We start from the raw sequence: 26,865 nt of genomic DNA, 5'->3' as shown, positions 1-26,865 counted from the left end.
TCAAAATTTTCGATACGTTAGAATGGTTATAAACTGGTTTTGCAGATCAACCACGCCGGTACAATTAATCCGGTGCAATAACCGATCAGCGCTAATTTTCTGTGTCTGTAGTATAGACGGTATAGAAATGCACCGGTTTTGCGGTGCGTCGCAGCTAAGCTAATTGCTGGCCATTGACGCTGATTGAAACGATTCACGATATTGTCGGTTTTGTTTTGCAAGAATTCGCCAAGTTCCGGGGACGCCAAGAAGCGAACGTTGGGCAAATTTGCCCTGATTTGCCCTAAAAGATGGTCTAACCCACTTATAGCTTGTTGGCATTCGTCCTCTGAGCGCGTGTAATTGTAGCGATGTGTGGAAATACTCAAAGGCAGGGCTTGGCGATAAGCCATTTCAGCTTCGGCAAACGCGCTGGCCGGTGTGTTTTTGCCGTCAACAGGTTCGTACATCACGTTGCGAACGAGGTAAAGTTGTGCGAAACGATTGGTATTGCCGACCCGTATCAGCGGAGGATCCTGAAAATAATGTCCGGTTTCATTGCGCCCGGTACAGCGGTAGCCGGCAGTTTGAATGGCGATGATATTTTGCTGTTGCCAACTTTGTTCGATCTCATCGTTCCATAAATAGCACGGGGCGACTGTGCTGAGGCTGGGATAGCCGAACATGCCGGTAAAACATTGCATGGCATTTGCGACCAGTGAATTGGCTTCCGCAGCGTCAATTGCCTGGGTAGGTAAATTGCGTCCGTCTACATAGTGGCCTTGTAGCGGCGAATCCAGTTTTTCCCAGTCCCACCAATCCTTGGTTGCGCGAGCGGTTGCCAGGCGCGGGTCTTGTTGCCGGCATAATTCCGCGAAGGCCTTGCCGTTCAGGTGTTCCATCCCATGCAGTTGCGGCACTAAAGTGTCTTGTTGTATGCCTTGTTGCAGTGCTGCAAAAATGGCCGGGAAGTCTTTGTCCAGCATGCGCCTGTGGTATTGGCCCGTGGATTCGATCTTTGCTAAATCTGGGACGGCTAACACCATATCGGCGGTAAGTATCGCAGAGCGGTTTACAGCGTCTTTATGTTGGGCCAGCATGGAGAGCAGCTCTGTTAAACGGGCTGCGTGGAAGTCGCCACCCGGACCCCAGTCGTCGCTTTCGATTAAAACCGGCGTATCGGCAAAATAGGGCTCACGCCAGGTAGCGATAAATAAGGGTTTTTTCCACAGCCATAAGCCGGTAAGGCAGGCCAGCCAGAAACCTAAAAAAAACAGAACTACCATGGATTTTGTTTAATAATTAAAAAGCCTGAATATTGGGTCGACCAACGCACTGAACTTTTATCGTAGCAGAGATTAGTGAACTAGCTGAAAACCACAGCGCAAACTTTAGATGTGGTCGACATAGCAGCTGGCTTATGATAACAGCGGTAAATAGGCATTCGCTAAACATTGGGATGAGTCTAGGCTCTGTAGCATATAGACGACGCGGGCGTTCGTAGTTGAGTAACCACTAAATAGCAGAGGAAATAGAATGTTAAAAGCTTTAGGACTGCCTGAACACTGGCGTAAACCGCTGCTGGGCGTCGTGTTGGTTACCCTGGTTTCAGTAGCGGCTTTTTTTGAGACCTGGTTAGAAATTGTCGCAATTTGGTCGCGGTCAGACACATTCACGCACGGTTTTTTAGTGGCCCCGGTTAGTCTTTGGTTGATTTGGTCGCGCCGGGAGCTCTATCGAGATTTACGGCCGGCTTTTAGCCCGTTAGGTTTGCTGTTTATTATCGTTAGCGGATTTGGCTGGTTAATTGCGGATTTGGTGCATGTTGCGGTGATTCAGCAATGGGCCGTGGTTGGTGTTTTGGTCGGTGGTTTTTGGGCCGTGCTTGGCAGCCATACCGTCGCGCAAATGTTATTTCCGATAGTGTTTTTATTTTTGATGGTGCCATTCGGGGAAGCATTTATTCCGCCTTTAATGGAATACACCGCCACCTTTGTCGTTACGCTGATACGGCTGACCGGAATGAGTGTTTACCGGGAAGGCTTGTTTTTTACGCTAACCTCGGGTAACTGGTCGGTGGTAGAGGGTTGCAGTGGTTTGCGTTATTTGATTTCTTCGCTAACACTGGGTTCGGTCTATGCGTATCTCAATTACAGCAGCTACAAGAAACGGACTATCTTCATTACGCTCTCGTTTTTGGTGCCGATTTTAGCTAACGGTCTGCGCGCCTATTTGATTGTGATGATAGGCCACTTCAGTAACATGAAGCTGGCTGCGGGTGTCGATCACATCGTTTACGGCTGGGTGTTTTTTGGGATCGTCATGTTTGCGTTGTTTTATTTTGGCTCTTTTTGGCACGATTCGGATGCTGGGGTAGCGGCCGCATCGACCCCGGATTCGGCGGGTGACTCTAACCTTGCTGATGCTGCAACGATTTACAAACATTATTGGCCAGCCTTAACAGTAACCGCTTTATGCGTTTTCATTTGGCCGTTTGCGTCACAAGGCCTATCCGCACTACAGGCCGCCCACGTCGAGGTACCCGAGCGCTTTAGCAGTCCGTCTTTGCCTGATTGGCAGCCGGTTGCGGTGCCCGATTGGGGTTGGGAGCCCAATTTTAAGGGCGTGGTGGCGGATGCCAAAGTTTATTTAAGCGATGGTCAAACGATAGTCGGTATGTATTTTGCCAATTTTGGCGATGAAACCCAAGGTGGTGAACTGGTCAATTCGCAAAATTATCTGGTGCCGCAAAAACATCCGATATGGCGGATGCTGCATGACGACGTCATTGCCATGCACTGGGCAGCCGATAAAAGCGGCGATATTGAAGAAGCGGTACTAAACAGTACACATCGGAGCTTGTTAGTCGAGCGTTGGTACAGGGTTGGCGACAAAAATACCGCTAATGCCTATCTGGCGAAATGGTGGCAATTGCTGAAACGTTTGTCAGGTGATGCATCGGCTGAATTGCTTGTCGTGATGTATACCGAAACCCCGGATGGAGATTACGATTTGGCCCGGCAAAAATTGAAACAGCTCGCGATAGCTTGTTGTGATTAAAAGGCTGCGCCGAGCTTATTGTGACAATTCAATGAAAACGAAGGGGCAAATTTGCGAGTCAAATTACCTAATCCAAGGCTTGACCCCAGCAGTTACCTAAATGTTAGACTAGACCAACCCATTTTCATTCAGCCCGTAAGGAAAACGACATTATGATCCCGGTAGTATTATCAGGTGGTTCAGGAACTCGGCTATGGCCTTTGTCTCGTGGTCAGTATCCTAAGCAATTTTTACCCTTGGTGTCCGGCAACACCATGCTTCAGGAAACCATTTTAAGGCTTGATGGCGTTGCCGGCTTACAGGCACCCATTGCGGTTTGTAATGAAGATCATCGGTTTATGCTCGCAGAGCAAATGCGGGAAATCGGAATCAAACCTGCTGCTATTATTTTGGAGCCTGTCGGGAAAAATACCGCACCGGCCGTAGCGATGGCTGCATTGAGTGCACGCTCCGAAGACGATGTATTGTTGATTTTGCCGGCTGACCATGTGGTCGGTAATCGCGCCGCTTTTCATCGCGCGGTGGTTCAAGCCGAACTGTTGGCGAAACAGGATCTTTTGGTGACGTTTGGCATCGTCGCGACCGAGCCGGAAACCGGCTATGGCTACATCAAGCGCGGCGATACCCGCTATGGTGAAGCTTATAAAGTTGCCGCATTTGTTGAAAAGCCCGATTTGCAAACCGCGCAGCGCTATCTGGAAACTGGCGAATATTTCTGGAACAGCGGTATGTTTGCTTTTAAAGCCGGTTGTTTTTTGCGTGAGTTAGAAAAATACAATCCGGAAATGCTGGAGGTTTGCAGGGAAGCCTTGCGGGCGGCAAAACCCGATTTGGATTTTGTGCGTTTGGATAAGCAGATTTTTTCGACGTGTCCATCAGATTCCATCGATTACGCGGTGATGGAGAAAACCGATAAGGCGGTAGTGATCCCGTTGGATGCAGAATGGAATGACGTCGGTTCTTGGTCCGCGCTTTGGGACGTAACGGATAAAGATGCAGCCGGCAACGCCATCAAAGGCGATGTGTTAACGGTGGATACTTGCAACTCCTATATTCACTCGGCTAATAAACTGGTAGCGGTGATCGGCGTGGATAATTTGGTAGTGGTCGAAACCGACGATGCGGTCATGATCGCCGCGAAAGATAGGGTGCAAGATGTCAAGGAAGTAGTCGATCAACTGAAAAAATTGAAACGCAGTGAAGCCAGCGTGCATCGTAAAGTTTACAGACCTTGGGGACATTACGATTTGGTCGATGCCGGTGAGCGCCATCAAACCAAGCGTATTGTCGTGAAGCCCGGCGCCAAATTATCAGTACAAAAGCATCATCACCGCGCAGAGCATTGGGTAGTTGTCAAAGGTACTGCCTGGGTAGATAAAAACGGTGAGAAAATTTTAGTCACCGAGAACGAATCGATTTATATCCCTTTGGGGGTTATTCACAGCCTGGAGAATCCGGGGGTGATTCCATTGGAAATGGTGGAAGTCCAGTCCGGCAGCTACCTAGGCGAAGATGATATCGTCCGTTACGAAGACCAATACGGCCGTATTTAACTCGGAATTGCTTGCTTATCGCCGCGTCTGTTTACGTGGCGCCTGGACTTGCATATTGTTTGAATTATCTGTCAGTGACTACTTTAAGCAGATGGTTTGCATCAATCCATCGTTTGATGTGTCATCAAAATTAAGTGCTTTTGTCTAAATTTACTGAAGTTCGCCGTTCAACGAAGAGCGGCGAAGGATTTTTTGTCAGCGTTTTGGTTTAAAGTTAGCCGTTTTATACCCGCCGAATAAAAAATTTGGTGCTTGCTTTATTCCGGAGTTGCTCTTGTCGCTACAAACAATCAACGATTTGTTGAAAAAACATAAGCTTGTCGAAGGCATGCTGAACAATCAGCCCATGCCGCGCCGTAAGCTGATCACTGCTTTGGTACAAAAGCAGCACATGGTGGAACTGCGTAGTCTGTTGGCGCGGCTGTCTGCTATCGAAATAGGGCAAATTCTGCATGCTCTGGACCTGGAGGATGCGAACTTGGTCTGGCAGCAGGTCGAGGAATCCAGGCAGGACGATGTGCTTTGGGAATTGTCCGATACCTTGCGCGAGGAATTGGTCGGCGACCGAGAACCGCATTGTGGCGTGGGACAAATGAGCGCATTCGAGTTGGTCGAAGGTCGCCTAGCCAAAGTGGCGATTACCTGCCGCCACGATTTGTACGCCATCAAGCCGATCTGGATCGATTTGTTGGCGCCAAGCAAGGCGCAGCGGCTGCTTATCGGGCAACATTATGGCCTGGAGTTGCCGGACCCCCTGGATTTGACCGATTTGGAAGCCAGCGCCCGGTTCTACGTCGAGGATCAGCACGAAATTCATATACATTCGGATTTTTTACTGGATCGCGAAGGCAAATCGCGCAGTGTACCGGTCGCGTTCATACTGCGCGGTGACATGTTGTTTTCGGTACGTAGTGAAGAATTGCCCGTGTTTCGTTTACAGCGTTTACGGGCTCGCACGCAGCCTGGCTTTGTCTCCGATTGTAAGGATATGTTGCTGGATTTATACGGCGCTGAAGCCGAGTATTCCGCGGATGCGCTGGAGAATATTTACGAGCAGTTGGAAATTGTCAGCAAAAAAGTTTTGAGCCAGGATATTAGCGACGAAGAAGCTGCGGATATTTTGACCGATATTGCCGCAGAGGAGGATTTAAACGGCCGAATCCGCCGGAATATGCTCGACACTCAGCGCGCCGTGTCGTTTTTGATTCGCCGCAAACTGCTGAATACCACGCAGTTGGAAGATGCGCAGCAAATTCTGCGCGATATAGAATCGCTTAATAGCCATACCGCGTTTTTGTTCGACAAGATTAACTTCCTGATGGATGCCACCGTCGGTTTTATCAATATCAATCAGAACAAGGTGATCAAGATTTTCTCGGTTGCTTCGGTGGCAATGTTGCCGCCCACCCTGATTGCCAGTATTTACGGTATGAACTTTGAGAATATGCCGGAATTGCAGTGGATGCTGGGTTATCCTTTTGCACTCGGATTGATGACTATCTCGGTATTATTGCCGTTTATTTTCTTTAAAAGGAAGGGTTGGTTGAGGTAAGCGAGCAATTTACATACCGCTGAACTGTTTAACGCTCAAACTCAACCTGCGACAATATGTCACATTTGAATTTGAAATTTTCGCCACTATGATTAACCTAACTTTTTAGTTCGGTTTGATAGTTTAAAGTTGCGTTATATTTCTTCCTATTGCTTCTAAGGCGGTTATTAAAAATAACCGCCTTTTTTTTGCCTAAAATAAATTTTGGTCAGCGTTTGGGATTGAATTTAATCAGCTTGATCGCGTTTTCATCGCGCTTAATTATTTCAATAATATGCCCATGCAGTTTCACGCTGGTACCCGGTTCCGGAATGGTTTCCATGTATTCGATTACCAAGCCATTCAAGGTTTTCGGACCTTCGGTGGGCAAATCCCAATGCGTGATGCGATTGAGTTCGCGGATGGTTACGCCGGCATCCACCAGATAGCTACCGTCTTTTTGCATTTTTATATCGGGTTCTTCCGAGACCAGTTCACCGACGATTTCCTGTAATAAATCATCCAGCGTCACTAAGCCCTGTACATCGCCATATTCGTCTACTACCAAGCCGATACGGAGTTTTTCGGCCTTAAAGATTTGCATTTGCTTGTGAATCGAGGTGCTGGCCGGAATGAAAAAAGGCTTGGACAGACTATTGGTGATATTGTGTTTATCGAAATCAGGGTCGCTAATTTGTGCCAAAATCGTACGTAAATGTAGAAAACCTATCACCCGGTCTATATTTTTTTTGTATACCGGCAAGCGAGTATGCGGGCTATTTTGTAGTTGTTCGATAATGTCTTCGACCGATTCTTCCAGATCGATACCGATAATTTCATTGCGATGAGTCATGATGTCGGTAACGCTGGCGGATTCCAGATCTAAAATACTCAACAGCATGTTTTGATAGCGCGTCGGCAAATGATTGGCATCCGAAACGATACTTTTTAACTCGTCTTTATTTAGCGATTCGATAGCCGTATTACTTGAGCTTTTAATACCGAACGGCCATAACAACAGGCTGGATATAGCGTTAATCACCCATACCAAGGGATAAAATATCTTTAATAAGGGAATGTAAATCCAGGAGGATAGTAAGGCCAGCAACTCAGGTTTGAGGGCGCCCAGGGTTTTTGGGGTTACTTCGGAAAATACCAGCATGCCGAAAGTTAGCAGGCCGATAGCGGGGGCTATAGCGTTATCTCCGCTCACGCGGATGGCAATCAAGGTTGTTAAGGACGACGCCAGGATATTGACAAAATTGTTGCCCAGCAGGATCAGGCCCAGCAAACGGTCCGGCCTTTTTAAGAGTTGATGGGCTTTAATCGCGCCCTTATGATTTTTTTTCACCAAATGCTGCAACCGATAACGGTTCAGCGTCATCAAGGCGGTTTCAGAGCCGGAAAAAAAAGCTGAAATAATCAGTAAGGCTGCCAGTATACCGAACAGTATACTCAAAGATATGTCGTTCAAGGCAACGGGGCTCTTGGTTGTTAAACATCGAGCTAGTTTCTATGTTGTGGAAAATTTGTCAAGCTGCAAAATGGGATGGCTGATTAGTCAATCGATGTAAATAACATGAACTAAACTATGCAATAGCTTGAAATGGGGCCATTTTGACAATAACCGGATTCGATGCTTAACTTAAAATCAGCAACCCCCTTCCGCCTTAAAACAACGTAGTTTGCAGAGAATATACGCATGGCTTTGCCAGAAATTTTGCTCATTGATGACAACACCCACCGCAGTCAGCAAGTGGAAGGCATACTCCGGTTTTTGGAATATCGCGTGGAGGCGGTTGCCAGTAGTGATTTTGAAGCGGCGTTTAGAGATCATGACAGTTTCGGTGCGGTATTTGTCGGCTGCGGCGGAGACAAGCAAGCCAGCTTGATCAAAACGGTCACCGAAAGCGTCGGCGAGATTCCTGTGGTTTTGCTGGTGGACGCCGGTGGGCCGCAGGTGGTTAGCGCCATTCAGCAAATGGTCAATAAAACCTTGGAGTGGCCGACTGTCTACCCGCTATTGATCCGACTATTGGACAGTTTGCCGCAGCCTGCGCAAGCCAGTAAAAAATCGCTGCCTGATAAGGGTCTGGCGGGTAAAAGCAAAGCCATTCAAAAAACCCGTGCGCAGATCGATCAAGTCGCCAAATCCGACGCCACGGTGCTTATTCTCGGCGAATCCGGCACAGGTAAGGAAGTAGTGGCGCAAGCGCTGCATCGTGCCTCTGCGCGGCGAGACAGGCCATTCGTGCCGGTCAATTGCGGGGCTATTCCCGGTGAACTGCTGGAAAGCGAATTGTTCGGCCACGAGAAGGGCGCATTTACCGGCGCGTTGACCTCGCGGCAAGGTCGTTTCGAAATGGCGGAAGGCGGTACGCTGTTTTTGGATGAAATCGGCGACATGCCGATGCCGATGCAGGTTAAGTTGTTAAGAGTATTGCAGGAACGCACTTTCGAACGTGTCGGCAGCAATAAAACCATCCATTGCGATGTGCGGATTATTGCTGCGACGCATCGTCACCTCGAACAGGAAATCGCCGAGAAGCGCTTTCGAGAGGATTTGTTTTATCGTCTGAACGTGTTCCCGATCGAAGTGCCAGCCTTGCGGGAAAGAGCCGAAGATATTCCTTATTTAATCAACGACCTGATTGCCCGCATGGAAGCCGCCAACCGGGGTACCGTCAGTTTATCGCCTCGCGCAATCGCCACCTTGATGCAACACAGTTGGCCCGGTAATGTCCGCGAGTTGTCAAATTTGATCGAGCGTTTAGCCATCATTAGTCCGGATGCTAGTGTCGATGTCAGTGATTTACCGGAAAAATTTCAGGGCTATGAAGTACCGGAAGGCGTGCAGATTGTATTGCCGGAGCAGGATATTCACATTGTGCGGCCGGCTGAGCGAGAAGCGCTGGCGATGCCGACACCCGGTGCAGTCGCGGCCGTGCATTTACCCGAACAAGGTATCGATCTTAAGGAATATTTGACCGATCTCGAGAACGAATTGATTCGTCAGGCTTTGGAAGAATGCAATGGCGTTGTAGCGCATGCCGCCAAACTGCTGAATATGCGCAGAACCACGCTCGTGGAAAAGCTGCGCAAAACCGATACGGCTTAGACCGCACACCGCCTTGCCATGAATAAACTCGATGCTGAATTGTCGTCAGCCTTACTGATACCGGAAATTGTCGCCAATATTGCCGTTATTCGCCAATTGCGCCGCGATATACACGCCCATCCGGAGTTGTGCTTCGAAGAGATGCGTACCGCGGATTTGGTCGCGGCTAAACTGACCGAATGGGGGATTCCTATTCATCGCGGCTTGGGTAAAACCGGTGTAGTCGGGATCATCAAAGCAGGGAGTTCCGACAAGGCAATCGGCTTGCGTGCCGATATGGACGCCTTGCCGATGCATGAACAAAACAGCTTTGCACATGCCTCGCGGTACCCAGGCAAAATGCACGGCTGCGGGCATGATGGCCATACCGCGATGTTGTTGGCTGCGGCGCAATATCTGGCAACCCAGCGTTATTTTGACGGGACTGTCTATCTAATATTCCAACCGGCGGAAGAGGGCGGTGGCGGCGCCGATGAGATGATCAAGGACGGCCTGTTTGAACTGTTTCCGATGCAAGCGGTTTACGGCATGCACAATTGGCCGGAGTTGCCGGCTGGGCAATTTGCGGTGAGTCCCGGACCGGTGATGGCATCATTGAATACTTTTCGGATCGTGATTCGGGGCAAAGGCTGCCATGCAGCATTGCCGCACTTGGGATTGGATCCGGTGCCGGTGGCCGCGCAAATGATTATGGCGTTTCAAACCATCTTAACCCGCAGCGCCCATCCCTTGGATAACGGTTTGATTTCAGTCACGATGTTACATGCCGGTGAGGCGACCAATATTATTGCCGATACCTGCGAGCTAGCCGGTACGGTACGCACATTCTCCAACCAATTACTGGATTTGATCGAAACCCGTATGCAGGAAGTAGCCCGGCATATTTGTCTGGCACATGGAATGGCATGTGATTTTGAATTTAAACGTAGCTATCCGCCGACGGTTAATCACCGTGAGGCAGTCGAAACGTCGCGTAGCGTCATGGCCTCTATTGTTGGCGACCGGCATGTTTTGGAGCAAAAAGCCACGATGGGCGCCGAAGATTTTGCGTTTATGCTGCAAAAGTTACCCGGTAGCTACTGTTTCATCGGCAACGGCTCCGGTGATCATCGCAGTATTGGTCATGGCGCCGGTCCTTGTGCCCTGCATAACACCAGTTACGATTTTAACGATGATATTTTGCCTCTAGGCGCGACCTATTGGGTGAGATTGGTAGAAACTTGTCTGTCAGCTTAAATAATGCCTGCCAAACGACTGTGACAGAGTGGATTGAAAATGCCGGTTTTGTGACAACTCTGGCAGTTTTTGCGACAAAATTGCCAGGTCAGTGCACAGTTTTCCATGCTTAGCTCATGAGGAGAGCGGTTTCCTTCAAAGCATCAACCCGGGAAAGAATCAGTCTGGGTTCCTTATGTTTTAGAAAAGGCAGGATTTTGAGGTACTTGGACGGATTCCGGTTTGCGTTGAGGCCATTGAAGCGTAATTGGTGAGTGATTTGGCGTGGATCATGCTGCTTGGTTGTTGGGTTTAACCAGCAAATTAGGTGGATGTCATGAAAACCTCAAGCAACGAAATCACCCAACTCAGCAACACACGCACTTTATTCGTTGAAACGCTGAGTCAGCAATTTATCGCGCTAACCGGCTGCGGCGTTTATGTCTATCTCAACCCGGTCGATATCAGCGGTTTATTCAACCAATACTTAAGCGATACGCTGTCGATTAATACGTTCGCCAGACAATGTGTGAAAAACGTATTGGAATAACCCGGCAATTCAACCGAGAAAAGCGATGAGGAAGCAGGGCATCTTATCGATTCACTGCTTCCTGACGCTCAGTTTCGGGCAAAGGCGACTTGATAACCGTTGAGAAATTCGCAGCGTTCCAAGCTTTCCGCAATCGCAGGAATCGATATTTTATGATTACCGGTTGCAATAAAAACCAGATGCCATTCTTCGTGTTTATTGTTGCTGATAACGGCAATCGAGCCTTCGGCCAATCGATAACCCAAGGCATTTGCCAAATCGTTAATCTCGGTCTGATTAGGTCGATAGCCGGTTTGAAAACGCAAAATCACCGACACTGCATGACGGGAAGGTAAGGCTGCTTCGATTCGCCCGCCCCAGATCATCGTCGCCGACGCAATTAAAGCCAACAAAATGGCCGCAAAATAAAACCCGGCGCCGCATAAAATACCAATCGCCGAAGAGGCCCAAATCGATGCGGCGGTCGTCAAGCCGCTGATGTTCAGACCTTCCTTCATGATTACGCCGGCACCCAAGAAACCGATACCTGTCACGATGCCTTGAATAACCCGAGTGGGGTCGGCGGTAGTGGTGAGCGGCAATAAGCCGCCAAACCAGAACTGCGGGTAACCGACGATAACCGTTACTGCCGCGGAAGCCATGCACACCAGACCATAGGTGCGCATGCCGGCTGCTCGGCCGTGGTAGGAGCGTTCGTAGCCCACCACCATGCCCAAAAACAAAGCGCCGACGATATTCATCAGAATCACCACGCTGGCTTCCAATTGGGCAAGCGACCAAAACGAAATCAGCCGGTCCGGCGAGATTGGATTCATGTTTATCGTCCGGTTTTTTGGTAGATACGGGCTACAGACTTGGGCCTATGGCACCGTCTCCACTTCAACATTAATTTCAACAGGCTTTTGATAATAGATGCCGGACAGTTTACGTTTGAACTCGTCTGTTATATCCCTAGCATCCTGGCGGCTTTTCATCACGCGGGGGGTGAGTAGCACCACCAGCTCGGTTTTGTCCTTATTCCGCGTCGTACCGCCGAAAAGCGGCCCGATTAAGGGTATCTCGTGCAGCAGCGGCACGCCGTCACGCAAATAATCGTTGTTTTCTTTGATCAAACCGCCCAAAACAATGGTTTCGCCGCTTTGTACTGCAACGCTGCTCTCGATTTCCCTTTTTTGAATGGTGGGCGAGTCGATGGTGTCGCTGGTCGTGGTTTTGATAGCCTGATTAACACTTTGTAATATGTCCATCAGCACCAATCCACCGGCATTCACCCTGGGCCTAACCGACAAATTGACACCGGTATCGATCATCTGGATTGAACTGGTTTGCACGATACCGTTATTGGAATTGTTGCTGCTCAAATTGCTGGAAACCGACGAACGTATCGGCACCGAATCGCCGACTTTGATCGTGGCTTCCTGGTTGTTCAATACCATCAAGGACGGCGAGGAGATGACATTGACGTTATTATTGACAGCACTGGCATTTAGTACGGCTTGAATGTCCTTCGAACCGCTAGAAAAAGCGTAGGAGAAACCACTTGTGCCAAATGCCTTCATAGCATCTTTAGCAACATTTGTGAGACTCAAGCCTTGTGCAGAGCCTCCAGCTGTATCGTTATTTCCTCCGTTATTGTGACTAAAATACCATTGCAATCCATACTTTAAATCGTCTTTCAGCGTAACTTCCACAATCGTGGCATCGATCATCACTTGTAAAGGCAGCACATCCAGCTGTTTTAACACGCGCTCAATCACTGCATATTCCTGGGCGGTCGCGACGATAATCAGCGCGTTATTGCCTTCGTCGGCGATGATTTTGACGTTGGGCATGTCATTGTTATTACTGCCACCCGAACTGCCGCTTAAGCTACCGCCGAGTGCGCCGCTGCTGCTCTTATCTTTGGTTCGGTCGCTGAGCGTTCTATCGCTCATCGAATCCTGCTGCCGGTTGGCGCCGCCTGCGCTGCTACTTGATGAACTATCCGACTTTTTATTGGTGGCCGATAATGATTTGCGGCCGGAGGCGATAGAAGCCTTGCTGGATTTGCCGGAACCGCCGCTACCGAAAATATTGCTTAAGGTCTCGGCCAAATCGGTGGCGCTGACATGTTGCGCCCGGTAGACATTCACGCCGCCGGCTGCCGCTGTGTTAATGCGATCCAGCCTATATACCCAGTTTTCAATGTCCTTCAGATAACCGGCTTGATGGGTGACGGCTAATACCGCGTTAAGCCTTTCTATTTCGATAAACCGGAAAAAGCTGGCTTCGTCGTCTTTGGATTTTTTGGTGTTGAAGATTTGCTCCAGCTCTTCAATGATTTTGTCGGCGCTGACGTTAGCCGGTGTAAACAAAGCAAAGGAGCGGCCTTTTAAAATATCGACATCAAAGGTATTGACCACATCCAAAGCCCTGGAGATTTCCGCGCCGGAACCGGCGACCAATATCAGATTACGGTTCGGATCGACATGCAGCAACGATTTTTCCGGCAATAACGGTTTCAATATCTCCGCCAGCTCCGAAGCCGCGACATTTTTGACCGGAATTACCCGCACCTGATAACCATTGGGCATTTTGGCGCCGGACAGCGAGCTGATTGAGCTGCTGTACAAGGCTTCGTTTGACGGTTTAATCAGATACATGCCGCCTTGTTCGGTCAGGGCGGCATTATTCAAACTCAGCAGCATATCCAGCGTTGGAATCAGCTCGTCCTTGCTTAAGGGTTTGGAGGTTTGCAAAGTCACTTTGCCGACCACTTGCGGACTGATAGTGTAGTTCCGGCCCAGAATATCGCTGAGTATTACTTTCGCCACTTCGCCCAGATCGGCGTCATCGAAATTCAAACTGTATTCGCCCTTACCACTGGTTTTGCCGCTGCCTTGATGGCCGGCTTGCGGGGCGATGCTCGCGTCGCCGCTAGGGTACATTTCGACTTTAGTGATTCTATTTTCGGCGTTTTTATTGGCCTCGTTAGCCAGTTCCGGAATCAACAAGGTGTCTTCTTGAGCCGGTTTGTGATCGGCAATAGCCAGTTTTTCATGCAATTGCGGGCCGATAAATTCACAGCCGGTCATGGACAGCGCCAACGCCAACATTGGAGGAATGTTGATTTTTTTAGTTGTCATTGATGTTCTCGGGATTTTCATTAGGTACTGGTTCTATAGGTTTGGCAACGGCGTTGGGCTGCGGCGGTCTGGGCGGTACGGCTGGCTTGCCCGGTACCGGAGGCTTGACTTGCGCACGCGGCTTTCTCAATACGACCGATTTTTCCTGGCTGCCTTGCTGAAGCAGCACATGGTCGGCGTGTATTTGCTTCAGCAGCCAGCCGGATATGCTTTGTTCTTCGGTTATTTTTAAAAACTTTTTGGCTTCGTTGCGCTTTCTAAACAAGGCGGTCGGCTTGTTATTTTTATCGTAAACGCCGATTAACTCCCAATCGTCGATTTGTCCGGAATCTTGAGTTTGCAAATTGTCGGTCGGATTGGTTTCGGCGACTGGCTTTCGGCCTTCCACAAACAAAGGTCTATCGACAATATCGCTGTAGGTTTCCGCAGAGCCGCTATTATCGGCGATATTGGGCAGTTGCTCGGCCGGGGATTCGGTTTGCGGGCGCGGCTCAAGCAGTGTTTGCAATTGCTTTAAGGTATATTGACTATACGTCCATTCCGCTGCCAACAGCAGGCTCAGCGTGCCGCAACCCAGTAATTGCAATCTGATCAGCTTCTGATTCATGAGGCTTTGGCTCGCATAAAGCTGATCACTTCAAAACTGACATTCAACTGAGAACTGGGGTCCATTTTGTTGGTGCTGCGGTTACGCGCGCCGCGTACCGGGGAAATGTCCAATTGATCGACCAGCAGCAAGGGCATATTGGTATCCAGACTGTGCAGCACCGCGCGCAATGCTTCAATGCTGCCGCTCATGCGCACTTTTACCGCGATACGCACAAAATCCTCTTCGGCCTTGCCCGGCAAACCTTGCGTGCTGGTCAGTTGGCCGCCGGCTTCTGTTACTGCGGTTTTGACGATGTTTTGTAGCTCAGCTGAGGCCAAGGCTTCGGTGTCGCTGTCGCTTAGATAGCCTTGCTGCTGGTATTGCTGATTCAATGATTCCAGGTTTTGGGCAACGCTGTCGCGGCGGGCGACAATGGCTTGTTGGCGTTGCAAACGAAACAACAGGTCGTTTTTTTGCTCGCGGTAATCCAGCCAGCTGCTGAATAAAGGCAGCAGTACCAAAAATATCACGGTAAATAACACCAATCCAAGTAGAGCCAGTGCCAGCCAGCGCTGATAGCGCGCTTCATTCATTGCTCGGACCCTCCATTTGCCTCAGATTCAGCTGGAGCAGGCTGGCTGGTGGTCGTCGCTTCGGCATCCTCAGCAGGCTCGGCGGGTGGCGGGCTAACATCCATACTAATTTGAAAGCGCTCGCGCCCGGTGGCTTTATCCTGGGTCAACGGCGAGACGAAACTGACATTGCTGAAATATCCGGAACTTTCCAACAAACCGATCAAAGACGACGCGCCCGGCGATTGACCCTGGATTTGCAGACGTTTGTCGGCAAATTGAAAATGCGTCAACCAGCTGTCATCTTTTAACAAGGTGCTCAGTTCGTTCAATACCGCGACCAGAGCGGGAGACTGGGTTTTAATGTCTATCAAACGTTGGGTTTGCTGGCGTAAGGCATCGATTTCGTGCTGTTGTTCTTCTATTACGCGGGTTTCTTTTTCCAGTGTTTTGATGTGATTTTTCAAGACATCGACGGCTTGACCTTCCTGCCACACCGGCCAAATCAAAACTGCCAGAAACAACAGTAACAGTAAGCTGTTCAGCAGCCAGTGCATGGCTTGAGCTAAGGCGTTGCCGCGTGGCCGGTAGCGTTCCGGGAGTAAATTGTAAGCGGGCGCATCGGCAGGGCACACGGTGCTGGCATGGCAGAAATCCACCCGCACCGGCTGTATCCCCAAAGCCTGTAGTTTGACCAGTTGCTCGTCCAGTACGGTTTTAGGCGTAAATACCAGTAATACTTCAATTTGACCATGCTCGGTTTTACCGAGCGGTATGGCGGCAAAATAGACTTGCTCGGCCTTGAACGGCGTATAACGGTCTAATTCAAACCCGACAACTTGCTGCAGATTCTCTTGTGCCGCAGCGGGTAAATAGACGATTTTTTTTAGCGCCTGTGTCGGGTCCAGGCGCAAGATACATTCGGCTTTTTCAAAATCCGGATGTTGGGCCTTCAAGGTTTGATAACTATCCGCGAGGTTGCTGTCCAAGCGCCATGTCATCGGGGTTTGCTGTTCGGCCTCGCGATAAAAACGGATTTGAAAATCCGCGTCGGCGGCGCTGATTACGAGTGCGCCACTACGGTCTGTCAGCAAGGATCTGAGACGACTCGGTACCAAAAACGCCAATTCTCGCCCCCACCACTGGAAGAAACGTTTCAGATCGAAATCAATGCTGGTTTGTAAATTCATCTTGAACGGTAATGAGCTGGGATTCCTTGGCCGAGTCGAATAAGGCCAATACTTGCTGACCTTGTTTCCAATCCAGGATTTGGTAGGGCGCTTGGCTGGGGTCTTGGTTCTGGATTCTTACCACTGCTTCGATAGCGGCCGTCGCCTGATCTTCCAGCAGGGTTTGCACCATAATAGTATACGTTTGCTCTTCATCCGCCAATGCCGGATCGGTCTGATCGGCCGTGCTATCGTCTGCCGCAGCCGATTCAGACAAGCGTTTGTCCAAGTATACATCATGAATATTCTGTGCCTGCAGGTTGTCACCAACCATTTCCAGTAACTCCGACGGTGCCCGCCGTAAGTTTAATTCCGCTTGTCCGGAATAGATGGTAATCCACGGTTGCAGCTGCTCGAAAATATCGGCGTTGAACCCCAGCACTAATTGCAACTCCTCCAGGGATTGAAAAGGTTGATTGCTGGGCTGATAAGCCAGCCCGGCCTGCCGATATTGTTTTTTCTCGGCGCCTTGCGGACGCGGATCATCGTCGGCGTCCCGCCAATCCAGCAGGGCATCCAACAAATTCTGCTGTAGCTTTTTGTCGTCGCTTACCGAACTAATCAAGGCCTTTAATAAAGGTTCCTCCGCGGCGTTGATATCCACTTTGCCGGATTCGGCGATAATTCGGATCCGAATTTCGCTATCGTTGCCCGGTATTCGATAGATACTGCCATCCGCGTGCCAACGCCGCTCGGGATCGGCCTGTTGCAGCATGAATTGGGCAATGTTTAAACCGGTTTCCGCCAGTGCTTGGGCTTGGGCATTGTTTTTCAACGCGCCGGCGACGCTGCTTTCCCGGCGCATACTTAACGCAAAACTGCCGGCCATCAGGCTCAGCAGCGTCAAAATCCAAATGACAATTACCAGCGCCAGGCCGCCTTGCCGATGGGCTGCCTGTGCACGAAGCATGCTATTCATTCGCGATGCCGGGCTGCTGATTTTGCTCGCCGAGCAACGCTTCTGCGTTCGGCTGTCCGTTGATTTTTAATGCAAATATCATGTCCGGCCAAAAACTGTCGTCGTTTAGTGCGATGCTGACTTTTACTAGTTTGGGTAACTGGCCGGTGGCTTGTCCTTGCCATTCGTCCAGCCAAGCACCATTACCGTCAACGTTGTCAGCCGATGCGCCAAAGTAACTGATTTTGAAATGCCGTAAGTTTTCCAATAGCACGACCGGTTCGGCGTCGGCCGGTATCGATTCGGTTTGCCGGTAAGGGGTTAATGCGACTTTCAGGGTCGACGGCTGCTGCGGGTCCAGGCCGACATGAAACACTTGTAAGCCCTTGCGTGCCGACGCGGCCGGCAGCGCAGAGACAAAGCTGATGCTTTGCGGCAAGCCTTCGAAAGCCAGTTTCGGCAATTCTTGCGATCCCAGTTGTTGAGCGTTTTGTGCTTGGTTTTCCTGGATGATAGGGAAGGGTTTGGTATTGCTCAAATGCCGTTTGAAGAATTGGTAAACCACGGCTTTTTTATTCACTTCGCTGATTTTGGCTTCACCGCTGTTCCAGCTTTCCGCGGCTATCCGCAAACTGGCGAAGAGCAAGACCACCATGATCCCCAGCAAGCTGATGGCTATCAGCATTTCGATCAGCGTAAATCCTTTTACCGATGAACGCTGCGACACTAGCCCGGACCTGGTTGTTGTAGTTTTAGGGTATGCAATTCCACGGCACGCGGTTGTTCATCCTCACCCCACGCCACCACTACCCGCACCGACATCAACACCGGCGCCGGCTTTTGCTGATCGGGATCCGTATCTTTCAGACTGGCTCGGGATTGCACTGGCGTCGCCGGATTGACCGTGATTTGCCAGTCGTATTTATCGCCTTCCGTGCCCTGGCTTTCGCCGGTTGTCAGCTCTGTTTCCACGCCGGTACGGGCCATCAGCGATTCGGCAATTTGCACCGCGATAGTGTATTCCTCGGAAATAACCGCATTGTTAACACCGGTGCCGAAGATGCGCAGCAGTATCGTCAATGCTATCGCCATGATGGAAAAGGCGACCAGAATTTCCAGCAGGGAAAAGCCTTTATGCCGCTGCATCGGAAATACTGACCTGACCGGTAATCCAGTTAACGTCGATGCGGCGCAATTGATTGCCCCATTCCAGCGTGATCCGGCCTCCGGTGGACGAGCCGTCGCCAAAGAACCGAATATGGCCTTGCTCGCCCTCGCTAAACTCTTCCTCCGCGACCACTAAGGACACGTCAATCTCTTCGGCAAACGGATAAGTTTTGTCGTGGTTACTGATGCGGTAACTGTTGTCTTGCAGGTCGATGGCGACACTGACCGGCTTTTGCGTCATCAGTGCCTGGCCGTGCGCGTAACGCAGAGCCGAGGCCATATCCCTGGCGACGGCTTGTAGCTTGGTACTGCGGTTGCCGGAGCCGATATTGCTGCCGACCACCGCAAAAGCCAGCACGCTGATCAGCAGTACGATGATCAGCTCGATCAGCGTAAAGCCTTGCATGCGTTGGCGGGCGGGCAGGGAGGTCATTTATTCCCAGCTGTTGATATCCTGATCTTCGCCTTCGCCGCCTTCTTTTTCATCGGCACCATAGCTGAATAAATCGAACTTACCGTGCTGGCCGGGGAAGACATAGTGATAATCCTGATTCCAAGGATCTTGCGGGATTTTGTCCTTACGCAGGTAAGGGCCGTTCCAGCGCTTGGCATCGGCCGGTCTTTCCACTAACGCGGCCAAGCCTTGTTGGCTGGTGGGGTAGCGGCCTTCATCCAGTTTGTACATGTCCAGCGACGCCGCCAGATCCTCGATTTGTACTCTGGCGGCCTTGGTTTTGGAGGCGCCCATATGTTTCATCACCTGCGGGCCGACAATCCCGGCCAGCATGGCGATAATGCCCAATACCACCAATAATTCCAGCAAGGTAAAACCGCCGTGGCGGCGTAACATGTGTTTCATTTGCAAAACTCCTTCTATAAAAATGGATGGTACCGGCGAATTCATTCGCCCATGCGCCTAAACCGCCAGATCGTTTACGCTCAAAATAGCCAGTAAGATGGAAACGATGATGCCGCCTATCATCAAGCCCAGCGAAATGATCAAGGCCGGTTCCAACAGCGCCAGCATCCGCTGGATGGTGGTCTTTAGCTGCTTGTCGTAAATGGTAGCTACCCGCATCAGCATTTCCTCCAGTTTGCCGGTTTCCTCGCCCATTTTAATCATTTGCACCGCCAGTTTGGGAAACAGGTTTTGCTGGGCCAAGGCGTCCGACATGGTCCGGCCTTGCTTGAGCTGGGCTTCGGCATGCTCCAACAGATCCGCCAAGACTATATTGCCGACGGTTTCCCGGACGATGCCCAGCGATTTTAAAATCGACACGCCGTTGCCCAATAAAGTGCCGAAGGTACGGCTGAAATTGGCTATTTCCATGGTCAGGATGATGTCGCCGAATAACGGAAACTTCAGTAGCCGGCCGTCCCAGGCTTTCTTGCCGGCCGGATCGGCCAACTGCAATTTTATAGTTTGCACGCTGCCGACAATAACAATCAGCAGCACCCACCAATAACTTTGCAGAAACTCGGCCAGGCCGATTACGATCTGAGTCGGTACCGGCAAGGCTTGGCCGGCGCTATCGAACATTTCCTTAAACTGCGGGACTACGAAGGTCAGCATCACGAACAATGAGGCCAGCGACATCAGCAACAAAATGGCCGGGTAAATCAACGCGGTGCTGACCGTGTCTTTCAGTTCCTGCGAACGTTCCATGTATTCCGACAAGCGCAGCAACACCCCGCCCAGATTGCCGCCCATTTCCCCGGCGCGGATCATGTTCAGATAAAATTTGGAAAACACCCCGCTTTGGCTTTCCAACGCATCGGCGAGTGCCTTGCCGGCTTTGACCTTTTCCAGCACTTCGCCGACTAGTTTATTCAGTTTCGGATTTTCCTCGGTCAACTGCATCAGAATCGTTAACGACCGATCCAGCGGCAAACCCGATTCCAGCAAGGTCGCCAATTCGCCGGTCAGCATACCGATTTCTTTTTGCGACAGTTTGACGGTAGCAGACTTTAGTTTGAACCCCAGAAAGGTCTTATCTTTCGCCAATTCAATACGGATAGGAATCAAGCCCTGGTTTTGCAATTCCAGCAGCAAGGCCTGCTCGTCTGCAGCATTACGCACACCTTCTTCGGCGACACCCTGACTGTTGACGGCTTTGTAGGAGAATAAAGGCATGTATTTGTTTAGTTTGCTTTTTAGCTGGGTTTGCGCTTTGGTAGTCGGCAATGTTTTTTGCAATGCCAAAACATGGATACTCTATAACCGTTGCGTAGCGTGTATATGTCTCTCACATTTCATGTTACTAGCCCGGCCCTATTGATCACGGATATTCCGATCAAATTGAGTTCATCTAAGCCCAGACGGATATGCCCTTCGATAGCCAAGGGCATATAGGTGACCGGGTATTTAAGGGCCGGGTTAATCATCACGCAGATTCGGTCTGGCGAGGCTTAATTCCGCCGGCAAAACATGCTCGCCACTATAAAGTAGTTGCGGGCGTATCTCAAAACTCCATGCGTATCCCGACATTAAAGGCGTGGCGGGAAACGTATTCCTGGCCGAAGGTGGTGTCGTATTGCACGAACGCCGAGCCGCCAAACGGCAGTTGGGCGGATAAACCGGCGCGCAGATTGATGTAGTCCTTATCGACGCTAAAACTGTTGGTGGTAAAGGCATTGTTAGGCGAATCGACGAAGCGGGTGGTAATCAAGGAGTTTTTGTTGAACCACTGATGCTCCCACTCGACATTCACTTGCGAAACCAGCACGCCCACCGGCGTGCTCAGCGCATGCGAGACCATCGCGCCGATACTGCTGCTCAACGACTCGTTGTCCAGCTCGCCGACTATCATGTTCATGCCTAAACCTGCACCTTGTTCCTTGCGGCCGTTGACAAAGTTGTAACCGTATTCCGTGCGGCCTCTAAGGCCGAATGTCCATTCTTTTACCGCTATGTCGTAACCGCTGCTGAGGCTGGTGCGATTTTGCCAGCCATCGGTTTGGCTGGATGCCGTTTCATTAATCGCTGTGCCGTTGGCGTCGTTATAAAGTGTGACACGTTTGGAATCGTATTGGTTATAAGTCAGGTTGTTGACCAGATCAACGTACCAGTTATCGGTCAGGTTTAACGAGCCGAAGGCTGATAAGGTGTACCCGTCTATGCTTTGGCTGCCGCCCTGTTGGGAAATCAGGGCCGTGCTGCTGCCGTAGCCGGCAGACAAACCCAAGAGTAGCCGTTTGCTCAAGCGATAGTCGGCACCGGCAGTGACGGCGGACATCGTGGACGCATAACCGCGTTGAACGACCGTCGCGGTTCTATCAGCCCATTCGAATTGGCCGTTAATGAATAAGCCCAAATTGCTGAAGCCGGAGATAAGATCGGTGCCGTTGCCGTCGTTATCCGTGCTTAAGGAAATACTGACCGAGGAGGGAGCATTGGATGAGGATTGACCGTCTTTTTCCGGCGTTGAAGCCTGAATGCTGATAGCGTTAGAACTGGGTGTGTTGGGTGAGCTGCCTAAACTGGGCGAACTGGCTGAACTGGTGGGCGCACTGGGTGTACTACTAGGCGTGTTTATGCTGCTTGACGCATTCGGCGAGCTGATATTGTTGGCTGAGCTGGGCGCACTGAGGATGCCCGGAGCGCTGCCGATAGCCATTGAACTGCTTACCGGTGTGTTGAACGTGGGGGACGACTTGAAACTTGAAGCGGAACCGGCGCCGACGCTTGCGGACCTCAGGGTGACGAGTCGCTGAGTGATGTTGCCGGTCTGCAATTTGGCTATTTGGTTCGATACGGTTTGTTCCGCCGCGATTTGGCCAGGGCTGATTTGCCGCAACGCGCTGATGAATTGGTCTACTTTGCTGGCATCGGCGTTACCGTTTGCTAAAAAGGGTTTCAAGCCGTTCAATAGATTCTGCAGATTAGTTGGGGTTGAGGCACTGCAGTCTATTTGCTGTAAGGCGTTGGCCAAGGATTGCACGTCGGCGGGAACCAGATTGGGCAATCTGGGCACCATGGTCAGCAAAAACTGCTTTTCCTGCTTGGAAAATATAAACATATCGCTGGAGCCTTCCGGACAGGTAATGCTTTGGTTAAAATTTCCGGAGATGCTGCCGCTGGTGGTTTGCAACAGCACAGACTGCGAAAAAGCCTGTTGCGGCGAGAAGTTAGGCTGGCTGGCCAAGCGTTGTAAGTTAAGCTTTGCGCCTTGAAGATCGATGCTGCGCGCAGTAATCGAATCGGTTACCAACTGTCCGTTTACCCCACCCAATTCCAAATTCAAGCTGCTGGATTGGCGGAAAATCAAATCAGCCGATGCGGCGTCAATGGCCGCTATCCCTTGCCCATTGGCACCCGGCCCCGGCGAGAAACTGTTGTTTATGTCCACGATGCCGGCGTAAGAACCGCTGCCGGATACCGGGCCGTTAAAAGTCAGGTGCGAACCGGCGATGCCGACCGTGCCATTGTTGATGAGCGGACCGCTGACACTGCCGTTGCCGCCAAAGCTGCCGGCTTGTATGTCGGTCAAAGCCTGACTCCAAACCCCATCTACCCGGGTAGTGCCCGCTGTTTGCCGGTAAGTGCCGTTGCCGATAAACGAGGCATTGCTGGTCACGCGCACATTGCCGGAATTAATGACCGTCGATTGATTGTTGAGGATGAAATTGCCGTTCAGCAATAAGTCGCTGGCGGAGCCTCCCGAGCCGCTGATAATCAAGCTACCTGGGCCGCGCATCTCGCCCCCGGAAAGCACTGCGGATTGCACTCTTAATTCGCCAGGGCCCGATAATATGCCGCCAGTCTGCACGTAACGACTCACCTCGGTGCTGGTGTGCTGTAAATTGACGGTGCCGTTGTTTATGGTAAAAGTGCTACCCAGATTGAGCTGCTTGGTCGCCGCGGACGAAAAATTGACGGTGCCGCCGGATACCGTCGTGGAATTGCTTACCGAATAATCGCCGGCGATAGTAGTTGTCCCTCCGCTAAACACCGCATCGGTGGCCGTTAGCGCAACGCCGGCGTTGACTAGATTGGTCCCACCGCTAAAAGTGATATTGGCTGTGCCAAGGTTGGTGCCGGCATTGAATTGTTGCGTGCCTGCGCCGAATTGCAAGGTACCGTTGCCGGTGAAATTGCCGGAGTGGGTATTGCTGCCGGTAAAATTCAATACGCCGGCATCTACCAGTGTGTTACCGGTGTAGCTGTTAGTGCCGCTCAAGGTCACCGTACCCGAAGTGGTTTTGTTCAAACCCGCGCCACCACCCAAATTGGCGCTGACTGTGCCGGATTGAAGATCGAACGCACTGTTCGAGGTCAAGGTGCCGGTGCCGGTGATAGATCCCGACAGCAGTCGTACGCCAGCCACCGTGTCGTTATGGCTGCCCAGAGCAAAGGTACCGCCGTTGACGACCAGACTGGATGTATTGGCAAGCGCGTCACTGGCACTCAAGGCCAATGTGCCGGCGCTAACTTGGGTGGTGCCGGTGTAAGTATTGCTGCCGCTTAGCGTCACGGTACCTGCGGTGGTTTTGTTCAAGCCCACGCTGCCGCCCAACGCCGCGCTGACCGTGCCTGATTGCACATCAAACGCGCTGTTCGAAGTCAAGGTGCCGGTGCCGGTAATCGAACCGGACGTTAATTGCACCCCGGCGACGGTGTCGCTGTTTGCGCCTAGATCAAAGGTGCCGCCGTTGACGATCAAGCTGGAGGTGTTGGCAAGCACATCGCCGGCACCCAAGGCCAACGTGCCGGCGCTGACTTGGGTGTTGCCGGTGTAGGTATTCGCCCCGCTGAGTGTCACGGTGCCGGCAGTAGTTTTGGTCAATCCGACGCTGCCGCCCAATACCGCGCTGACCGTGCCGGATTGCACATCAAACGTGCTGGTAGACGTCAGAGTGCCGGTGCCGGTAATCGAACCGGACAGTAATTGCACGCCGGCGACGGTGTCGTTGTTTGCGCCTAGATCAAAGGTGCCGCCGTTGACGATCAAGCTGGAGGTGTTGGCAAGCACATCGCCGGCACCCAAGGCCAACGTGCCGGCGCTGACTTGGGTGTTGCCGGTGTAGGTATTCGCCCCGCTGAGTGTCACGGTGCCGGCAGTAGTTTTGGTCAATCCGACGCTGCCGCCCAATACCGCGCTGACCGTGCCGGATTGCACATCAAACGTGCTGGTAGACGTCAGAGTGCCGGAGCCGGTAATCGAACCGGACAGTAATTGCACGCCGGCGACGGTGTCGCTGTTTGCGCCCAGATCGAAAGTGCCGCCGTTGACGATTAGGCTGGAGGTATTGGCGAGCACGTCACTGGCGCCCAAGGCCAACGTGCCGGCATTGACTTGGGTGTTGCCGGTGTAAGTATTGGTCCCGCTCAGGGTCACGGTGCCGGCGTTGGTTTTACTCAAGCCCACACTGCCGCCCAACGCCGCGCTGATCGTGCCGGCTTGCATATCAAAGTCGCTGGTTGACGTTAACGCACCGGTGCCGGTAATCGAACCGGACAGTAATTGCACACCGGCGACGGTGTCGTTGTTCCCACCCAAATCGAAAGTGCCGCCGTTGACGATCAAGCTGGAGGTGTTGGCAAGCACGTCACTGGCACCCAAAGCCAACGTGCCGGCACTGACTTGGGTGTTGCCGGTGTAGGTATTGGCGCCGCTCAGCGTCACGGTGCCGGCGGTGGTTTTGTTTAGGCCGACGCTGCCGCCTAGCTTGGCGCTGATCGTGCCGGCTTGCACATCAAATGTGCTGGTAGACGTTAACGTGCCTGTGCCGGTAATCGAACCGGACAGTAATTGCACCCCGGCGACGGTGTCGCTGTTTGCGCCTAGATCAAAGGTGCCGCCGTTGACGATCAAGCTGGAGGTGTTGGCAAGCACGTCACTGGCACCCAAAGCCAACGTGCCGGCACTGACTTGGGTGTTGCCGGTGTAGGTATTGGCGCCGCTCAGCGTCACGGTGCCGGCGGTGGTTTTGTTTAGGCCGACGCTGCCGCCTAGCTTGGCGCTGATCGTGCCGGCTTGCACATCAAATGTGCTGGTAGACGTTAACGTGCCTGTGCCGGTAATCGAACCGGACAGTAATTGCACGCCGGCGACGGTGTCGTTGTTCGCACCCAGATCGAAAGTGCCGCCGTTGACGATCAGACTCGAGGCATTGGCGAGCACATCGCCGGCGCCCAAGGTCAACGTGCCGGCGTTGACTTGGGTGGTGCCGGTGTAAGTATTGTTGCCGCTTAGCGTCACGGTACCAGCGGTGGTTTTACTCAAGCCCACGCTGCCGCCCAACGCCGCACTGATCGTGCCGGATTGCACATCAAACGTGCTGGTAGACGTCAGAGTGCCGGAGCCGGTAATCGAACCGGACAGTAATTGCACGCCGGCGACGGTGTCGCTGTTTGCGCCCAGATCGAAAGTGCCGCCGTTGACGATTAGGCTGGAGGTATTGGCGAGCACGTCACTGGCGCCCAAGGCCAACGTGCCGGCATTGACTTGGGTGTTGCCGGTGTAGGTATTCGTCCCGCTGAGCGTCACGCTGCCGGCGGTGGTTTTATTCAAGCCCACGCTGCCGCCCAACGCCGCGCTGACCGTGCCTGATTGCACATCAAACGTGCTGGTAGACGTCAAAGTGCCGGTGCCGGTAATCGAACCGGACAGTAATTGCACGCCGGCGACGGTGTCGCTGTTTGCACCCAAATCAAAAGTGCCGCCGTTGACGACCAGACTCGAGGCATTGGCAAGCACATCGCCGGCGCCCAAGGCTAACGTGCCGGCATTTACTTGGGTGTTGCCGGTGTAGGTATTCGCCCCGCTGAGTGTCACGGTGCCGGCAGTAGTTTTGGTCAATCCGACACTACCGCCCAATATCGCACTGACCGTGCCGGCTTGCATATCAAAGTCGTTGGTTGAGGATAATGTGCCGGCACCGCTCAAAGTCGCCCCGGCATGCGCCATACTGAAATTTGCCACAGTGGGCGAAATATCAAGAGCCACATTTTGGCCGACATTGATAGCCGCATCATCGGCCGCTCCGGGGCTTGCGGCACATGACCAGTTAGCGGGCGTAGACCAAATATCATCACCACCTTGCCAGGTACAAACGGCAGCTTCGGCAGTTGAAAAAAATCCGATCAGCAACGCCGAGAAAGCGCAAGAGGCATCGGCGCCGACGTTGCGCGAACGTCGTTTGGCTATCGTTGGATTATTTGCAGACTCGGCTGGCGATTGGCACATCTTGAATCCATGATGTTGATTAAAAAGTGGGTTTTAGTCATATTCCACTTGACGCTATTTGTTATGCGGTATGTTGGCTTTGTTATTCAA

Annotated in this window: 20 protein-coding genes; 6 read left to right on the top strand and 14 right to left on the bottom strand. The window is 51.7% G+C overall.

Annotated features, from left to right (window positions below; genetic code table 11):
* Positions 1 to 26: 26 nt before the first annotated feature.
* On the bottom strand, positions 27 to 1,265 hold the full coding sequence (locus ACMXD4_RS15065; protein WP_415878628.1) for a hypothetical protein: 1,239 nt from the start codon (positions 1,263 to 1,265) through the stop codon (positions 27 to 29).
* A gap of 250 nt (positions 1,266 to 1,515) precedes the next feature.
* Between ACMXD4_RS15065 and xrtA the strand changes: the two genes are divergently transcribed.
* From xrtA to corA, 3 genes are all read left to right on the top strand, one after another.
* Positions 1,516 to 3,039 (top strand): exosortase A, encoded by a 1,524-nt coding sequence (gene xrtA / locus ACMXD4_RS15060; protein ID WP_415878627.1) that lies wholly within the window; start codon positions 1,516 to 1,518, stop codon positions 3,037 to 3,039.
* 152 nt (positions 3,040 to 3,191) lie between these two features.
* Positions 3,192 to 4,592: a mannose-1-phosphate guanylyltransferase/mannose-6-phosphate isomerase gene (locus tag ACMXD4_RS15055; protein ID WP_197026931.1), complete on the top strand. Its 1,401-nt coding sequence runs from the start codon at positions 3,192 to 3,194 to the stop codon at positions 4,590 to 4,592.
* 274 nt (positions 4,593 to 4,866) lie between these two features.
* On the top strand, positions 4,867 to 6,144 hold the full coding sequence (gene corA, locus ACMXD4_RS15050) for a magnesium/cobalt transporter CorA (protein ID WP_101052135.1): 1,278 nt from the start codon (positions 4,867 to 4,869) through the stop codon (positions 6,142 to 6,144).
* Between the two features lie 208 nt (positions 6,145 to 6,352).
* On the opposite strand, the gene ACMXD4_RS15045 is transcribed toward corA, so the two are convergent.
* Entirely contained in the window at positions 6,353 to 7,597 is a 1,245-nt protein-coding gene (locus ACMXD4_RS15045) for an HlyC/CorC family transporter (RefSeq protein WP_101052136.1), read from the bottom strand.
* Between the two features lie 228 nt (positions 7,598 to 7,825).
* Between ACMXD4_RS15045 and ACMXD4_RS15040 the strand changes: the two genes are divergently transcribed.
* The 3 genes from ACMXD4_RS15040 (at position 7,826) to ACMXD4_RS15030 (ending at position 11,006) form a co-directional block, all read left to right on the top strand.
* Positions 7,826 to 9,241, top strand: a complete 1,416-nt coding sequence (locus tag ACMXD4_RS15040) for a sigma-54 dependent transcriptional regulator (RefSeq protein WP_415878626.1) — start codon at positions 7,826 to 7,828, stop codon at positions 9,239 to 9,241.
* Between the two features lie 18 nt (positions 9,242 to 9,259).
* The gene (locus ACMXD4_RS15035) at positions 9,260 to 10,477 is read left to right on the top strand and encodes a M20 aminoacylase family protein (RefSeq protein ID WP_415878625.1); all 1,218 of its coding nucleotides are present in this window, start codon (positions 9,260 to 9,262) and stop codon (positions 10,475 to 10,477) included.
* Between the two features lie 316 nt (positions 10,478 to 10,793).
* Positions 10,794 to 11,006: a hypothetical protein gene (locus ACMXD4_RS15030; RefSeq protein WP_033159564.1), complete on the top strand. Its 213-nt coding sequence runs from the start codon at positions 10,794 to 10,796 to the stop codon at positions 11,004 to 11,006.
* A gap of 68 nt (positions 11,007 to 11,074) precedes the next feature.
* Here ACMXD4_RS15030 and ACMXD4_RS15025 read toward each other — a convergent pair whose 3' ends face one another.
* From ACMXD4_RS15025 to ACMXD4_RS14970, 12 genes are all read right to left on the bottom strand, one after another.
* Positions 11,075 to 11,821: an MgtC/SapB family protein gene (locus tag ACMXD4_RS15025; RefSeq protein ID WP_415878624.1), complete on the bottom strand. Its 747-nt coding sequence runs from the start codon at positions 11,819 to 11,821 to the stop codon at positions 11,075 to 11,077.
* 45 nt (positions 11,822 to 11,866) lie between these two features.
* Complete coding sequence (gspD, locus tag ACMXD4_RS15020; RefSeq protein ID WP_415878623.1) at positions 11,867 to 14,131, bottom strand: type II secretion system secretin GspD; 2,265 nt, start codon at positions 14,129 to 14,131, stop codon at positions 11,867 to 11,869.
* On the bottom strand, positions 14,121 to 14,738 hold the full coding sequence (locus tag ACMXD4_RS15015) for a hypothetical protein (protein WP_171694837.1): 618 nt from the start codon (positions 14,736 to 14,738) through the stop codon (positions 14,121 to 14,123). Before ACMXD4_RS15015 ends, gspD begins: the two co-directional genes overlap by 11 nt.
* Positions 14,735 to 15,313 carry a type II secretion system protein GspM gene (gspM, locus tag ACMXD4_RS15010; RefSeq protein WP_033159567.1) on the bottom strand — a complete coding sequence of 193 codons (579 nt, stop codon included), beginning with the start codon at positions 15,311 to 15,313 and terminating at the stop codon, positions 14,735 to 14,737. The genes ACMXD4_RS15015 and gspM overlap by 4 nt, the downstream gene beginning before the upstream one ends.
* The gene (locus tag ACMXD4_RS15005; RefSeq protein ID WP_415878622.1) at positions 15,310 to 16,482 is read right to left on the bottom strand and encodes a PilN domain-containing protein; all 1,173 of its coding nucleotides are present in this window, start codon (positions 16,480 to 16,482) and stop codon (positions 15,310 to 15,312) included. Before ACMXD4_RS15005 ends, gspM begins: the two co-directional genes overlap by 4 nt.
* Positions 16,460 to 17,440, bottom strand: coding sequence for a general secretion pathway protein GspK (locus ACMXD4_RS15000; protein WP_415878621.1), 981 nt, complete (start codon positions 17,438 to 17,440; stop codon positions 16,460 to 16,462). Before ACMXD4_RS15000 ends, ACMXD4_RS15005 begins: the two co-directional genes overlap by 23 nt.
* The gene (locus ACMXD4_RS14995) at positions 17,433 to 18,146 is read right to left on the bottom strand and encodes a prepilin-type N-terminal cleavage/methylation domain-containing protein (protein ID WP_165786276.1); all 714 of its coding nucleotides are present in this window, start codon (positions 18,144 to 18,146) and stop codon (positions 17,433 to 17,435) included. The genes ACMXD4_RS15000 and ACMXD4_RS14995 overlap by 8 nt, the downstream gene beginning before the upstream one ends.
* Positions 18,146 to 18,565 (bottom strand): type IV pilus modification PilV family protein, encoded by a 420-nt coding sequence (locus tag ACMXD4_RS14990; protein ID WP_415878620.1) that lies wholly within the window; start codon positions 18,563 to 18,565, stop codon positions 18,146 to 18,148. The genes ACMXD4_RS14995 and ACMXD4_RS14990 overlap by 1 nt, the downstream gene beginning before the upstream one ends.
* Complete coding sequence (locus tag ACMXD4_RS14985; RefSeq protein ID WP_415878619.1) at positions 18,552 to 19,019, bottom strand: GspH/FimT family pseudopilin; 468 nt, start codon at positions 19,017 to 19,019, stop codon at positions 18,552 to 18,554. The genes ACMXD4_RS14990 and ACMXD4_RS14985 overlap by 14 nt, the downstream gene beginning before the upstream one ends.
* Entirely contained in the window at positions 19,020 to 19,445 is a 426-nt protein-coding gene (gene gspG, locus ACMXD4_RS14980; protein WP_033159576.1) for a type II secretion system major pseudopilin GspG, read from the bottom strand.
* 57 nt (positions 19,446 to 19,502) lie between these two features.
* Positions 19,503 to 20,720, bottom strand: a complete 1,218-nt coding sequence (locus tag ACMXD4_RS14975; RefSeq protein WP_415880836.1) for a type II secretion system F family protein — start codon at positions 20,718 to 20,720, stop codon at positions 19,503 to 19,505.
* A 328-nt stretch (positions 20,721 to 21,048) separates the two neighbouring features.
* Positions 21,049 to 26,775 carry an autotransporter-associated beta strand repeat-containing protein gene (locus ACMXD4_RS14970; RefSeq protein WP_415878618.1) on the bottom strand — a complete coding sequence of 1,909 codons (5,727 nt, stop codon included), beginning with the start codon at positions 26,773 to 26,775 and terminating at the stop codon, positions 21,049 to 21,051.
* Between the last annotated feature and the right edge of the window lie 90 nt (positions 26,776 to 26,865).

The sequence above is a fragment of the Methylomonas sp. TEB genome (assembly GCF_047777895.1).
Classification (GTDB): domain Bacteria; phylum Pseudomonadota; class Gammaproteobacteria; order Methylococcales; family Methylomonadaceae; genus Methylomonas.
Note: the sequence above shows the minus strand (reverse complement) of the source record. Positions and strands in the feature narration are given on the sequence as shown.